This window comes from Rheinheimera sp. A13L (assembly GCF_000217935.1).
GTDB lineage: Bacteria > Pseudomonadota > Gammaproteobacteria > Enterobacterales > Alteromonadaceae > Pararheinheimera.
Window position 1 is genome coordinate 117,034 of the sequence record NZ_AFHI01000072.1, and the last position, 15,648, is coordinate 132,681.

General features: G+C 49.3%; 6 protein-coding genes. 2 read left to right on the forward strand and 4 right to left on the reverse strand.

What is annotated here, in order from left to right; genetic code table 11:
- Positions 1-61: 61 nt before the first annotated feature.
- Positions 62-1,150 carry a heparan-alpha-glucosaminide N-acetyltransferase domain-containing protein gene (locus RHEIN_RS20040; RefSeq protein WP_008900817.1) on the forward strand — a complete coding sequence of 363 codons (1,089 nt, stop codon included), beginning with the start codon at positions 62-64 and terminating at the stop codon, positions 1,148-1,150.
- A 72-nt stretch (positions 1,151-1,222) separates the two neighbouring features.
- On the opposite strand, the gene RHEIN_RS20045 is transcribed toward RHEIN_RS20040, so the two are convergent.
- Both RHEIN_RS20045 and RHEIN_RS20050 read right to left on the reverse strand, forming a co-directional pair.
- Positions 1,223-1,912, reverse strand: a complete 690-nt coding sequence (locus tag RHEIN_RS20045) for a response regulator transcription factor (RefSeq protein WP_008900818.1) — start codon at positions 1,910-1,912, stop codon at positions 1,223-1,225.
- A 226-nt stretch (positions 1,913-2,138) separates the two neighbouring features.
- Positions 2,139-3,584 (reverse strand): mannose-1-phosphate guanylyltransferase/mannose-6-phosphate isomerase, encoded by a 1,446-nt coding sequence (locus RHEIN_RS20050; protein WP_008900819.1) that lies wholly within the window; start codon positions 3,582-3,584, stop codon positions 2,139-2,141.
- A gap of 120 nt (positions 3,585-3,704) precedes the next feature.
- On the opposite strand from RHEIN_RS20050, the gene RHEIN_RS20055 reads away from it, so the two are divergent.
- Complete coding sequence (locus RHEIN_RS20055; RefSeq protein ID WP_008900820.1) at positions 3,705-4,367, forward strand: transporter substrate-binding domain-containing protein; 663 nt, start codon at positions 3,705-3,707, stop codon at positions 4,365-4,367.
- Here RHEIN_RS20055 and RHEIN_RS20060 read toward each other — a convergent pair.
- Complete coding sequence (locus RHEIN_RS20060) at positions 4,364-4,582, reverse strand: hypothetical protein (protein ID WP_008900821.1); 219 nt, start codon at positions 4,580-4,582, stop codon at positions 4,364-4,366. The genes RHEIN_RS20055 and RHEIN_RS20060 overlap by 4 nt on opposite strands.
- Positions 4,583-4,710: 128 nt before the next feature.
- The gene (locus tag RHEIN_RS20065) at positions 4,711-15,645 is read right to left on the reverse strand and encodes an Ig-like domain-containing protein (RefSeq protein WP_008900822.1); all 10,935 of its coding nucleotides are present in this window, start codon (positions 15,643-15,645) and stop codon (positions 4,711-4,713) included.
- Positions 15,646-15,648 lie beyond the last annotated feature (3 nt).

Sequence of the window (15,648 nt, forward strand, 5' to 3'; positions counted from 1 at the left end):
CCACAGCCTAATAAGACCTGGTAGTCGAGTGTCAGGGTTAACAACATGAAAAGGAAAGTGTATGTCTGCTACCAGCCAGCAGCAGCCTGATTGCAACTTAACAGGCACCGGGCGTATTGCCACTTTTGACGTCGCCAAAGGGGTGGCGGTGTTGCTGATGATTATGATCCATGTGCTGGATTTTTACGCTTTGCCCGAAGTGCGTTTTGGCACCTTTGGTGCCACATTGAAATTTGCCGTAGGCTGGCCTGCAGCATCCATGTTTGTATTTATCATGGGTCTGTTTATCACCTATTCGGATAGCTCAGGTTTGCGCCAGGATTTGGTGCGGGCAGCGGGCTTATTCGCCCTGGGCTATCTGCTTAATCTGACCCGCAGTACCATACCTATGTGGTTATCAATAGAAATTGGGCTGGTATCTTATGCCGATGTTGCACCTCATACCCCATTGTCAGAATTGCTCATCGTTGACGTCTTTCAGTTTGCCGGTCTGGCCTTATTCATCTGTACATTGCTGCGGCATTATGTGCCGCTGCCGGGTTATTGGCTGATAGCAGCGCTGGCTGTTGCCCTCGTCTCCCCAATGATCTGGGATACCAGCAGCGGAAACTGGCTGCTGGATCAGGCACTGAAACTCTTTGTCGGCAATGAAAATCAGGGGGCTATGTTTCCGCTGTTTCCCTGGCTGGCTTACCCTTTGCTGGGTATGGCTATGGGGCACTGGCTGCGCCAGAGAGGAGACATTAATAATGGATTACAATCTTGTATGTACCTTGGGTGGGTATTGATGGGGGTGGCAGCACTACTGATAACAACGAACCCGGATTACCATGTGGTGGATAATCTGCGTAGTGGGCCTGGTTTGATTGTGTTCTTTACTGGCCTGATCATGGTGTTTTTATGGACCTGTCATGCGCTGGTAAAGCGTCTCCCGCCCCATAATCCTGGGTTGTCCGTGATACGCTTTTGGGGCGAGCGCGTCACGGCAATGTACCTGGTGCAATGGTTGTTGATTGGCTGGGGTCTTATGCTGTTTGGTTTGCAGCAAATGAACCTGGTACAAAATCTGCTGGCAATGCTGGGCGTATTGATACTGTCAGATCTGATTGTGCGTAGCTGGTATAGGTCGCAGCAAACAGCAGTTGCTTAATGCAGAAGTCAACTTATCCTGATTTGCGATCCGGTAGTGCGCCTTCTCGCTTGCTGCGCGTGAATGCTGGATTTATGCAAAGCAATACCCTTTGCCATGCACTGTTACCAGTCTGTCTGGCTGCATACCTGCTTCCTCCAGCTTTTTTCGCACCCGGCTCATATGCATATCCAGACTGCGATCACAGCGGCTAAAAGGACGGCCCAGTACCGTCTGATATAGCAATGGCTTGCTCAGTACTTGCTGTTTATTCTGCAGTAAAACCCAGAGCAGTTTGAATTGCACTGGCGTGAAGCTCAGCCTGGTACCGGCAAATTCAGCCTGTTGCGTGCTGCGATTAAGCTGAATTTGATCTACCTTCAGACTATTACCGGGTACAGAGGGCTTACTGTACCCAAAAGAGCGGCGCAGTAAAGCCTCAATCCGCACCAGCAACTCGGTAAAGTTAAAGGGTTTAGACAAACAATCGTCTGCACCACTGCTGTAGCCTTGTATACGTTCCTGTTCAGCACCTTGTGCAGTGACCATCATTACCGGAGTTTGTTTCACTTTGCGCAGCTGTTCCAGAATCGAAAAGCCGTTCATGTCGGGCTGCAATACCCCCAGTAAAATCAAATCAAAATTCTGCTGTAGTGCAGCCACTAAACCCTGCTCCCCATCCTGGCACTGCTGGGTTTTAAAACCTTTACCCTGTAATAACTCCGCAACCTGAGCACTGAGAGTCAGGTCATCTTCAATGATTAAAATTCGGCTGGCATCCATGGTTTATAAGTTACTGGGGATCAATTCCGAACAATTTAATGGTAACGATTCTCATTTGCAAATTTATTTTTAACAAAGAGTAAACATATTCAATGCGCTCATTGTTGAACTGACGGCCATACCCGACGCTGCCGCCCAGAAGTTATTCAGGAAAAATCTCTGAAATGGGGTAATGATCTGCTAAAACGGGGCTTAACTCCGGCTTTGCGCCTGATTTTTGATAGTGTCAGAGCTTTGGCTCAGCCTCAAAGTTCTGACCCGCCCTGCCATACCAATCTGAAAACCGCACTATGTCGTCCTCGCCTAAGTAAGTACCAGACTGCACTTCTATCAGTTCCAGCGGTATTTTCCCCGGATTTTCCAGCGAATGCACTGCCCCTAAAGGCACATAAACCGATTGGTTTTCCAGCAGGTAAGTTTCCACACCATCTATAGTGACCAAAGCTGTACCTGCCACTACTATCCAGTGTTCAGCTCTGTGATGATGCATTTGCACCGACAGCTTTTGGCCTGGATTCACCGTAATATGTTTCACCTGATGCCGGGCGCCCTGAGCCAGCGAATCACTTTTGCCCCAGGGACGATAGAGTTCGCGGTGAGTCTGATGTTCAGTGCGACCCAATTCGCTTAACCGCTGCACTATGGCTTTTACGTCCTGTGCCCGGTCTTTGGCCGCAACCAGCACTGCATCTCTGGTTTGCACCACCACCATATCCTGCACCCCCAAAGTAGCCACCAGGCCGGTTTCAGCCATCACGTAATTATTCTGGCTGTCCAGACTCAGAACCTCGCCTTTATGTACATTGCCCTCGCTGTTTTTTTCCGAGCTATGCCATAAAGATGACCAACTGCCGACATCGCTCCACTGTGTTTCCAAAGGCACCACCACAGCAGCATTGGTTTTTTCCATGACGGCATAATCCACAGACTCAGACGGACAGGCTAAAAATGCCTGTGGATCCACACGGATAAAATCCAGATCCGGATTTACGTCAGCCATGGCCTGCTCACAGGCAGCATGAATATCAGGTCTGTATGCGTTCAGCTCTTTCAGATAAACACTGGCTTTAAATAAAAACATGCCACTGTTCCAGTAATAGTCACCGCTATTGATATAAGCCAGTGCAGCGTCCAGCTGTGGTTTTTCGACAAATTGCGCCACCTGATAAGCAGTGGCCTGGTTCAACTTTGTGGTTTGCCCTCTTTTGATATAGCCATAACCTGTTTCGGCGGCTACAGGCACAATACCAAAAGTGACTAACTGATCCGCTTCAGCAAACTCTGTTGCTGCAGCAACAGCCTGCTGAAAACTTTGGGTATCGCCTATCAGATGATCTGCGGCCAGTACCAGCAACAAGGGGTCCTGACCTTTTTTAATAGCGGTAAATGCGGCCAGCGCAATAGCAGGAGCTGTATTACGGCCAGCAGGTTCCAGCACAATATTGTGATAAAGCTGATTGATTTGCCTTAACTGCTCAGCGGCCACAAACCTGTGTTCTTCATGGCAAATCACCAGCGCCCTTTGTGTATTCAGGCCTTGCAAACGATTCAGCGTAGCCTGCAGCATAGTGAAATCACCATCCAGTTTTAGAAACTGTTTTGGCATCAGTTCACGGGACATAGGCCATAGTCTGCTGCCGGAACCTCCTGCCATAATCACAGGTAAAATCATCTGTTCTCCCTCGCTATTTTATCTTTAGTGCCGGGCGCGGCTGCTCTGATAAAACTAAAAGCTGCACTTTATCTGTTTTGCTATAGTCAATACAAATCAGCTTCAAGGACTCTGGCTGCAATGCGTCTTTTTGCCTTCTGTTTCTATTGGTTCGGCCTCTGTGCTGCGCTAGCCAGCGAGCATGAAATTGCTGTGGGCGCTTCAAATAATTTACCTGCCGATCACCCCAGCATTGTATTGATGGATAAAGCCTATCAGCAGTTGGGTTATCAGATGACACTGATAGTGATGCCGCTGGAACGCAGCGCCCACGAAAGCAATAAAGGCCAACTACTGGATGCTGAATTAAGTCGTACTGCGCAAGCGGCTGAAATCTTGCCAAATATGCTCAGGGTTGAAGTGCCTATAGGCCATATCCGTATTACAGCTTTTAGCCGCGATCCAGCACTCAAAATTAATCACTGGCGGGATTTATCAGCCTTTCGTGTTGATGTATTGCGGGGCATTTATCTGGCCAGAGTGAATATGCAGGAGCAGGAATACACTGAAGTAAACTCGATTAGTCAGGCGTTACAACGGCTGTTATCCGGCCGAACTGATGTGGTGGTTGCCTTGGGGGATGAAACCGAATGGCAGCTGAAGCAGTTGGAAAACCACGGCATTTACGCTCTTGCGCCTGATTTAGCCAAAACAGAAGTTTTCCATTATGTGCATGAACGCCATGCGGCTTTAGTACCTCAACTGGAAGCCGCATTACGTCAGTTAATGCTGTCGCCTCACTAAGATCTGAAACGCGCCGCATCCAGTATGGCGAATAAATGGGCAATACCGCCGATAATTAAAGGAATAATTAACCACCACAAAGCATAACCCACTACTGTGATGACGAAAAACAGTATGGCGGCCAATAAACGGCCTTGTAGCAGTTGGCCTAAACCAGGGATAAACAAACTACATAACGCGGCCAATACATTGCCGCCTGATCCTTGTCCTGACATTAATTTTTACTCCAACTCGTTTTAACTTCAGCCTAACATAACAAAGCTGGCGGGGGGCTGGCAGACTTTTTTGTGACAAAACATAACAAAGGCGGCCAGAGCCGCCTTTGTTCGTCAATAATCCGGTGCTAGAAACGAGTTCTCAGACTGACCAACCAGCTATTGACGTCGTTTGGTTTCAGGCTGAATTGCTGAAAGCCCACACCCAGCGTCCATTTTTCTGTCAGTTGATAATTCAGCTGAACCCCAAGCACCAGGTCGACACCATCACTGTCTGAGCGGATGACTGAATCATCCATCCGGCTTTCAATATCGGACTTCCAGAACATCAGTCCAAGTGGTACCTCCACAGCCCACTGCTCGTTTTGCCATAAGGTAAAACGGCCACCCACAGTAAAACCATCCACCAGAACCGGAGTTACAGCCTTCACCAGTTCGTGGTACTGCTGTGGTGTCAGACTTTCGGCTGAGATTTGACTACTGGCTTCGCCTAAATCCAGATACCCCAGCTCCAGTGCAAAAACCGGATGCAGCTGATACCCCAGATTGACACCAAAAGAGCCATCACTGTCATCAAAACCAGTAATGGTTCCATTGGGTAATTCCTCCACTAAACGGCTTTGTTTTTGATCGGCTTTACTATGCCCAATCGAGCCTTGCAGATACCAATCCGCACTCTGACTAAAAGGACTGAACGACAATAACGCCACTGCTGCCAAACCCAGCACTGAACGGCGACGTAACACCACAGCTCCTGCCAATACCATCACCATCCACCACGCCATACTACCTCCGCTTGATTTGTTATCTACGACCACATCCTGATAAGCACGCACAGTCACACTAACCTGAGCCGACGCTTGACCACCAAAACCATCCGTTATTGTGTAGCTGATGGTATCTACCCCATCAAATCCGGCTTTTGGTGTATAACGCAGGCGCTGATCTGCTTCGATACTGACTGACCCTTGTTCAGCACTGGCGCTGCTGACCATCAATGTATTGCCATCTTCGTCGCTATCATTGGCCAATACCGCAATCAGCAACACAGTTTTATCGTCGGTAGAGGCTGTGTCATTCACCGCCACAGGGGCTACGTTCCCTACCACGCTGACCACCAGTTCACTGCTGGCTGTGCCCCCTTTACCGTCCGTGATGCTGTAGATCACTATATCTGTACCTATAAAGTCAGGATTTGGCATGTAGTTGAGTTGCTGGTCATCCAGAATAGTCACGGTACCAAAGCTGCCAACTGCCTGATTCACAGTTAAAGTATCTCCGTCGGGATCTGTATCATTGGCCAGAACATTCACCTCCACCGCTGTATCCAGTCGGGTCGAAGCCTGGTCAGCTACAGCAACGGGCAGGTTATTCCCATTAAGTTCCACTGCGACACCACCAGGGTCCACAATGGCGCTGTTGGCAATACCGTCTGCATCATTTGGACCACCATCTTCGACTGTGACCTGCACACACCAATGACCTTCGGTTAAACCTTGGGTCCAGACTGCATCACCAGGTGGTGGACAGAAACCTCGTTCGCCTTGTGTACTGGCAACTGAGTTACGCTCATTACTGACAAAGTCTACCCAGCCTGTCGCATCGTTGAATTTGCGGTAAACTGCATTGGCTGGCACTGGTAAACGTTGTGGTATAACCAGACTGTAGCTTTGTCCCTGTTCAGGTAAACCATAAGCGATAAAGTCAAAGATACCGCCAATATTTACAGCTACCTCATCTTCTTCGATAGCATCTTGTGCTATCTGCAAACCACCAGCATCAGTTTCAGCAGCTATAGTGCCTAAACGTAAACACACACCAGGGTCACCTTCGGCCACAAACTCAGTCTGACCCAACAACTCGGTTGGCATCACGTTACATTCGTTGATCGCATCCAGATAATCCGGAATACCATCACCGTCTGAGTCAGCAAAACCTTCCTGATCATCTGGGATTAAATCACCGTCTGAGTCTTGCGAGCCTAAAACTGGCAGACTGGGCCTGACCACGATAAAGACTCTGTTGGTGGCAGATAAATTAGGTGTGCCATTATCTGTTGCTGTGTAGCTGACCTGATACAAACCTGGCCCTTGCTCAGCCGGATCAAAACTCAGCTGGGTTTGATCTGTAGTCACATTGTCCAGACGACCAAAGTTCCATTCGCCGCTTACCTGATCTTGCTGGTTGGCGTCGGTTACCGTAGCTGTCACTGTCACCAGACCGTCATTTTCCCCAACAGTCAGCCGACTTTCGCTATTCTGCTGCACAGTTAAAGACACAACAGGGGCGATATTGGCTTCTGTCACCACAATACGACTAGTGCGCTGACTGCCTCTGTTTACGCTGGCATCCAGGCTAATCACAATATCTTCCGTGCCTTCGCTCTGACCATCTTCCAGCACAGTAAAGCGAATATTGGTACTCAAACCTGAGCTGATTTCAGCCACACCTGATACCAAGGTATGATCGTTGCCGTTTGCACTGCCGCTGACGGTATAAGGCACTAACACAGGATACACAGGAGATGGACCATTGAGTATCACCTCAACCACCACGTCACTGCCCTCTGTCACCAGTTGATCTTTGCTTAACGAGATCAGCGGATTGACACTGATTTTTTGTGCTTTGGTGGCTGTATTGCCTGCAGCATCAGTGGCTTGCCAGTAGACTATATGCTCACCAGGTGCGAAGAACAGACTGCCGTTGATTAAGGACACCCGCAGACGACGACCATTACGATCCACAGCTGTAGCTGTGCCAATAGGCACCCGGGTAAACAAAGCTGTCGCATTCACTTCAATATCAGCAGGCACTGTAATGACCGGCAAGTCTGAAGCTACACCACCTTCAATTATCAGGTTCACATCTGCGTTATCGCGTCCACCATTGCCGTCTGTCACGGTGTAACGCAGAGTGACAGGCCCAACATAACGATCCGGAGCTGTCAGGGTTAAACCGTTTTCGTTAAAGGTTACAGTCCCCACAGTGGTTGAGGCACCATCAATAGTCAATGTATCGCCATCTACATCTGTATCATTGGCCAGTACATTCAACAGATATTGATTGTTGTCTGTACGCTGCAGATTATAACTATCGTCCTGCACCACAGGATCATCATTCACTGCGGTTACTGTCAGAGTAATAGTAGCCACGGCTGAAGTTAAATCTGCATCTTTGGCGACAAAAGCAATACTGTCTGTGCCATTAAAGTCTTGTTCCGGTGTGTACACCAATACAGTACCTTGCAGCGTTGCAGTACCATGCTCAGGCTGAGTCACAATCTCAAAGGTCAGTGGGTCCTGATCAGGATCCTGCGCTGTTAAGGTCAGGCTCAGAGGTGTATCTTCTTCGGTAGTCGCGGATCTGTCAGCCACAACAGGTGCATCGTTTACATTAGTCACTGTCAGCGTAAAGGCTGGCAGTGCTGCACTCAATTCACCATCGGATACAGAAATCACAATACCAGCCGTAACTCCTACATCAGCATTGGCAGGAGTACCAGTTAAGGCTCCCGTCGCTGTATTAAAGGCTGCCCATGCCGGTTTGTTGGCAATGCTAAAGGTTAAGGTTGTATCAGGGTCCACATCCGCAGCCGTTGGTACGAAGCTGTACGCTGCACCCTGAGCCACTGTAATCGCAGGTGTTCCGCTTATTGTCGGTGCATCGTTTACATTAGTCACTGTCAGCGTAAAGGCTGGCAGTGCTGCACTGAGTTCACCATCTGAGACTGAGATCACAATGCCAGCAGTTGCACCCACATCGGCATTGCCCGGAGTACCAGTTAAGGCTCCTGTCGCCGTATTAAAGCTGGCCCATGTTGGTTTATTCGCGATGCTAAAGGTCAGGGTGGTGCCTGGGTCTACATCAGCAGCTGTTGGCACAAAACTATAAGTCGCCCCCTGAGCTATTGAAACTGCAGGCGTTCCAGTGATAGTTGGTGCATCATTGACGTTGGTCACTGTCAACGTAAAGGCTGGCAGTGCTGCACTCAATTCACCGTCTGAGACTGAAATCACAATACCAGCAGTTGCACCCACATCGGCATTGCCCGGAGTACCAGTCAAGGCTCCTGTCGCCGTATTAAAGCTGGCCCATGTTGGTTTATTCGCGATGCTAAAGGTCAGGGTGGTGCCTGGGTCTACATCAGCAGCTGTTGGCACAAAGCTGTAGGCTGCGCCCTGAGCTATTGTAACCGCAGGAGCTCCACTGATAGTTGGTGCATCATTGATATTAGCCACAGTGACGTTAAAGCTTTGATCTGCAAATAAAGCTGCAGCATCCGTTACTCTTAATGTCACGGTATGTACACCCACATCTGCATTGCCCGGAGTACCTGACAATACACCAGTGTCCGTATTAAAATTCAGCCATACAGGTTTGTTCACCACAGAGCGGGTTAAAGTATCCCCCACGTCTACATCTGTCGCTGTAAAGCTGTAGCTGTAAGGCGAACCTTGAGTGGCTGAGGTGACTGGTGTTGAAGTGACAACCGGAGCATCATTGACATTCACCACTGTAATAGCAAAAGCCGGTAAGGAGGCAGTGGCTAAGCCATCGCTGACACTGATCACTATGCCCGAAGTTATACCTACATGCTCATTGGTTGGTGTTCCGGTCAGCGCACCAGTGGCGGTATTAAAGCTTGCCCACACTGGTTTATTGCTGATGCTGAAGGTGAAGGTGGTACCTGCATCTGTATCTGTAGCCACAGGGGTAAAGCTGTACAAGCTGTCTTCATTGACTGAAGTTGCAGGGCTGCCGGAAATCACCGGAGTCGCGTTGTAAAGTTTCACTACAGTTGCTGTGGCAGCAGCGCCAGCATTACCCACTGTATCCGTCAGAATAACACTAAGCTGTAATGTTCCTTCAGCCAGACCAGTTACGTTAATAGATCCAATCTGCTGATTGGCCGCTGTGACCACACCGGTGTTGGTGACTGAATTAGTACCGTCACTCACCACGTAAGTGTATGTAGAGCCTACTTCGGCACCAGCAAATACAAAACTCATAGCGGCCTGATTTGCAGCGTCAATACGGTTTTGCTGGATCACCACGCTATAGCCTGAAGGAGGCAATAAATCGATGGTTAATTCATTAGTGGAAGCGTCAGTTCCCACATTGCCTTGGGTATCTGTGGCAGTCACCACTACGTCATAAACACCATGAGGCAGGGCTGCAATCTGATTATCTGCTAAGTTCCAGCCTCCGGTACCGTTATTGGTTGGTGTATAGGTTTGACCATTCACCACCAGACTTAAAGTGGCTGTGGTATCGTCCACAGTACCAGCCAAAGCAGGAGTTGAGTCTGCAGTAGCCAGTGCTGTCACTGTCACGACAGGAGCAACAGAATCCTGAGTCACAGTCACCACATCCACAGCAGCAGATACATTGGCCGCTTTGTCTTTGGCAATAACAACAAAGTTATTTGCTGTGTTTTGTGTAAGAGGTGCCGTCAATGACCAACTGCCGGCAGTGACAACACCCACCTCTGCGCTGGCAAGCACTGTGCTGTTATCTGCCACCCCATCATTATCGGCGTCTGCAAACAATTCTACTCTGACACCATCTTCAGTATGAGTACCGCTGATCAGTTGACTGAGGGTATTCACAGCCAGAGCCGCAGCAGGACTGGTAACAGCCGGAGCAACAGGAGCAATGGAATCTTCAGTAATAGTAGGAACATCCACAGCAGCCGAGACATTACCAGCCGCATCTTCAGCTATGACTACATAGTTGTGTGCAGAGTCTGCCACTAAAGGTTGTACCAAACTCCAGTTACCATCGGCATCGACCACAGCACTGACCAAAACTCCACCGTCTGCTGTGCCGTCATTGCCTGTATCTGTATACAAGTTAATGGTCAGGCCAATTTCAGCATGAGTACCTTTAATCTGGTAATTAGCAGCATTCACAAACACGGCCTGAGCCGGATCTGTCACTACAGTCAAAGTCGGAGCAGTCGTATCCACTTTAGCTGCGCTGTTATTAATGCCACCGAAGCTTAAAGTTGCATCGTTATTGCCTGCATCTTTTATCGTGGCGCCATTGAGTAAGGACAATGCATTGCTGGCTATTGCCACACCGGAAGCTGCAGTATTTTCACCCGCCTGTACTGTATAGCTGAAGGTTAAAACCCCAGCTGCATTACTGGTTAACAAGGCCTGACGGGTCACGCCCCCTATATCAACAGCCAGGCTATAGTCAGAATTAGCCCCTGATAACACCAAAGCCTCATTAAAGGTCAGGCTAAAGCTCACAGTGTCTCCGGCTTTGTAGTTGCCATTGGCAATAGCCACTGAGCTAATGGTGGGTACGTTGGCATCTTTATTCACTGTCGCGGTAACAGCCGGATTGTTGCTGTTCCCCGCAGCATCCGTCAGCGTCAGACTGGCCGTTAAAAGACCATCATTTAATCCACTGACATTGAGCCCTGTCACTTGTTGTCCGGCAGAGACTACCGCAAAGGTATTAGTCACTGCTGTGCCACCATTACTGCTGCTGATGCTGTAGTTTGCTGTTGCACCCACCTCAGCACCCGCCAAAGTAAAGCTCAGTGCCGCCTGATTTACGCTGGTGACAGACCCCTGATCAAAAGCCACGCCGCCAATGGCTGGTGGTGTTTTGTCCAGAGTGATCGCCAATGGATCAGAAGCAACACTGACATTACCTGCCAGATCTGTGGCGGTCAGGGTAATGTTATGAAGCCCTTCGCTGGTCACAGCTGCAGTAGTCAGACTCCAGCTCCCCCCTGCAGCCGTTGCTGTACCCAGTGCATTGTTCACACTGGAGTTCAGGCTGACAGTACTGCCATCTTCTGCAGTGCCGTTAAACACCAGGCTGGTGGCGTTGGTCAGATTATCGCTGTTACTGCTGCCAGTATCCGAAGCCGCAGCTAAATCTGGCGCTGCAGGCTTGACTGGCGCTGTGGTATCTATAGTGACAGACAAGGCTGCGGACGGCGCTAAGGCCTGGTTTCCTGCAGTATCAGTAGCTGTTGCTGTAATACTGTAAGTGCCGTCAGTCAGGGCTGAACCACCAGCCACTGTCAGGCTCCAGGCGCCACCACCATTGGCTACCACAGTGCCCAAAGAGGTTGCACCAGCAAACACTTCGACAGTGCTGTTTGGCTCTGCCGTTCCGGTAAAGGTTGGAGTAGTTACATTGGTAATATTATCTGTACTGCTGCTGCCACTATCAGACCCAGCGGCCAGATCCGGCACCGAAGGCGCATTGGGAGCTTCTGTATCTATAGCGTAATTGTTGGAGTTGGTTGTACCTGTACCCGTATTACCTGCCGCATCCGCTACACCTGTATTGTTCAGCGTAATCACATTGGTCGCAGCAGTAGTACTGGCCGATGGTGTGAAAGTTGCTGTCCAGGTGATGCCACCATCTATGCTACTGACTGCAGTTAAAGTGCCGTTGGCTATCGTCAAATCTGCATTGGTAAAACCAGAAACAGCTTCACTAAAGGTGAAGGTCACCAAAGAGGTTTCACCTATCCTCAGTGCAGTATCAGCCAGCACTATAGAAGCTGTTGGGCGTACTGTATCTATCGCATAGTTATTAGAGTTCGTTGTGCCCGCACCTGCATTACCTGCTGTATCTGCTACACCTGTATTGTTCAGGGTAATGACGTTGGTTGCATTGGTCACACCAGCTGTGGGTGTGAAAGTGGCAGTCCAGGTAACGCCACCATCGCTACTGCTGACTGCGGTCAAAGTGCCGTTGGCTATGGTTAAATCTGCGTTATTAAAACCAGTGACAGCTTCACTAAAGGTGAAAGTCACCAGCGAAGTTTCGCCTGCACTTAATGCGTTATCCGCCACTACTATAGAAGCAGTTGGACGCACACCATCTATGGCGTAGTTGTTGGAGTTGGTGGTGCCAGTCCCTGCGTTACCTGCGGCATCGGCCACACCTGTGTTATCCAGCGTAATCACATTGGTTGCAGCAGTAATACTGGCTGTTGGTGTGAAAGTGGCCGTCCAGGTAATACCACCATCGCCGCTGCTGACTGCAGTTAAAGTACCGTTGGCTATGGTCAAATCTGCATTCGTAAAACCTGCCACTGCTTCACTAAAGGTGAAAGTCACCAGAGAGGTTTCACCTATTGCCAATGCGGTGTCAGTCACTACTATGCTGGCTGTTGGACGCGCCGTATCTATCGCATAATTATTGGAATTTGTGGTGCCTGTACCCGCATTACCTGCTGCATCCGCTACACCTGTATTGTTCAGCGTAATCACATTGGTCGCAGCAGTAGTACTGGCTGCTGGTGTGAAAGTTGCCGTCCAGGTGATGCCACCATCACCGCTGCTGACAGCACTTAAAGTACCGTTGGCTATCGTCAAATCTGCATTGGTGAAACCTGTCACAGCTTCATTAAAAGTAAAAGTAACCAGCGAAGTTTCACCTATCCGCAGAGCTGTATCAGCCAGCACTATAGAAGCTGTTGGGCGTACTGTATCTATCGCATAGTTATTAGAGTTCGTTGTACCAGTACCTGCATTACCTGCTGTATCTGCCACTCCCGTATTATTTAAAGTAATCAGGTTGGTCGCATCCGTCACACTGGCTGTAGGTGTTAAAGTGGCGGTCCAGGTAATGCCGCCATCAGCGCTGCTGACTGCGGTTAAAGTGCCGTTGGCTATGGTTAAATCGTCGTTATTAAAACCAGTCACAGCTTCACTAAAGGTGATAGTCACCAGCGAAGTTTCACCAACCGTCAATGAATTATCCGCTACTACTATAGAAGCAGTTGGGCGTACAGAATCTATCGCATAGTTATTGGAGTTGGTGGTACCAGTTCCTGCATTCCCTGCGGCATCGGCAACCCCTGTGTTATCCAGCGTAATCACATTGGTCGCAACAGTAATACTGGCTGTTGGTGTGAAAGTGGCCGTCCAGGTGATGCCACCGTCAGCACTGCTGACTGCGGTTAAAGTACCGTTGGCTATGGTCAAATCTGCATTAGTAAAACCAGTAACGGCTTCACTAAAGGTGAAAGTCACCAGCGAAGTTTCGCCTATACCTAAAGCGCTGTCCGCTACTACTATCGTAGCTGTTGGACGCGCCGTATCTATGGCATAGTTATTGGAATTCGTAGTGCCTGTACCTGCATTACCTGCTGCATCTGCTACACCTGTATTGTTCAGCGTAATCACATTGGTCGCAGCAGTAGTACTGGCTGTTGGTGTGAAAGTTGCCGTCCAGGTGATGCCACCATCAGCACTGCTGACAGCAGTTAAAGTGCCGTTGGCTATCGTCAAATCTGCATTGGTGAAACCTGTCACAGCTTCATTAAAAGTAAAAGTAACCAGCGAAGTTTCACCTATCCGCAGAGCTGTATCAGCCAGCACTATAGAAGCTGTTGGGCGTACTGTATCTATCGCATAGTTATTAGAGTTCGTTGTGCCCGTGCCTGCATTACCTGCTGTATCTGCCACACCCGTATTATTTAAAGTAATCAGGTTGGTCGCATCCGTCACACTGGCTGTAGGTGTTAAAGTCGCAGTCCAGGTAATGCCACCATCGCTGCTGCTGACTGCGGTCAAAGTGCCGTTGGCTATGGTTAAATCTGCGTTATTAAAACCAGTGACAGCTTCACTAAAGGTGAAAGTCACCAGCGAAGTTTCACCAACCGTCAATGAATTATCCGCTACTACTATAGAAGCAGTTGGGCGTACAGAATCTATAGCGTAATTATTGGAGTTGGTGGTACCAGTACCCGCATTCCCTGCGGCATCGGCCACACCTGTGTTATCCAGCGTAATCACATTGGTCGCAACAGTAATACTGGCTGTTGGTGTGAAAGTGGCCGTCCAGGTGATGCCACCGTCAGCACTGCTGACTGCGGTTAAAGTACCGTTGGCTATGGTCAAATCTGCATTAGTAAAACCAGTAACGGCTTCACTAAAGGTGAAAGTCACCAGCGAAGTTTCGCCTATACCTAAAGCGCTGTCCGCTACTACTATCGTAGCTGTGGGACGCGCCGTATCTATGGCATAGTTATTGGAATTCGTAGTGCCTGTACCCGCATTACCTGCCGCATCGGCCACACCTGTGTTATCCAAAACAATCAGATTGGTGGCATCAGTAATACTGGCTGTTGGCGTGAAAGTTGCCGTCCAGGTAATGCCACCATCAATGCTGCTGACAGCAGTTAAAGTACCGTTCGCTATGGTCAAATCTGCATTGGTAAAACCTGTCACAGCTTCATTAAAAGTGATAGTGACCAGCGAGGTTTCACCTATCCGCAGAGCTGTATCAGCCAGCACTATAGAAGCTGTTGGGCGCACTGTATCTATGGCGTAGTTATTGGAGTTGGTGGTGCCAACTCCAGCATTACCTGCTGCATCGGCCACACCTGTGTTATTTAACGTAATCAGGTTGGTGGCATCTGTTGTGCTGGCGCTTGGTGTGAGTGTCGCTGTCCAGGTAATGCCACCATCGCTACTGCTGACAGCAGTTAAAGTACCATTGGCAATGGTCAGATCAGCGTTAGTAAAACCCACAACGGCTTCACTAAAAGTGATCGTCACCAGCGAGGTTTCACCAATCCGCAGCGCTGTATCAGCTACTACTATGGTCGCAGTAGGCGGAGTGGTGTCGCCACAACTCGGAACTACTTGGGCGCCCGGAACAATAGTACATGAAAAAACGGTATTTACACTGCGGCAACCCCGGACGTCCGTATATTGACACCAAATAGCTGAATTCATCACTTTATCCACTAAACGATCAGTGGCTGTTGAGTTATGTATACCTTTAATGACAGAAGGTCTTCGGGACTGGTTAGTTAAAAAACCATGCTGGCGCAAAAAATCAATAGTCTGCTCTTTTTCCATACTGGCTGTGACTACAGGCTGAGATACAGCAGCACCAACAAAGGCATCAAAAGGGTTTGCCGCTGCCGTGGCAGCGTCCGCCTGCGGCTGCTCTTGCCTGCTGCTAACAGCTGTGGCACTGCGTAGCGTCAGCACAGTGGCCGCAGCACCACCGCTAAATAAAGCAGGCACCATGGCACCCAGCAGTGTTTTTTTCCATTGACGGTGTTCCATAGC

Excerpts from the sequence above, each read along its gene's own strand:
- RHEIN_RS20040 (WP_008900817.1), top strand. The coding sequence starts at position 62 with ATGTCTGCTACCAGCCAGCAGCAGCCTGATTGCAACTTAACAGGCACC.
- RHEIN_RS20045 (WP_008900818.1), bottom strand. The coding sequence starts at position 1,912 with ATGGATGCCAGCCGAATTTTAATCATTGAAGATGACCTGACTCTCAGT.
- RHEIN_RS20050 (WP_008900819.1), bottom strand. The coding sequence starts at position 3,584 with ATGATTTTACCTGTGATTATGGCAGGAGGTTCCGGCAGCAGACTATGG.
- RHEIN_RS20055 (WP_008900820.1), top strand. The coding sequence starts at position 3,705 with ATGCGTCTTTTTGCCTTCTGTTTCTATTGGTTCGGCCTCTGTGCTGCG.
- RHEIN_RS20060 (WP_008900821.1), bottom strand. The coding sequence starts at position 4,582 with ATGTCAGGACAAGGATCAGGCGGCAATGTATTGGCCGCGTTATGTAGT.
- RHEIN_RS20065 (WP_008900822.1), bottom strand. The coding sequence starts at position 15,645 with ATGGAACACCGTCAATGGAAAAAAACACTGCTGGGTGCCATGGTGCCT.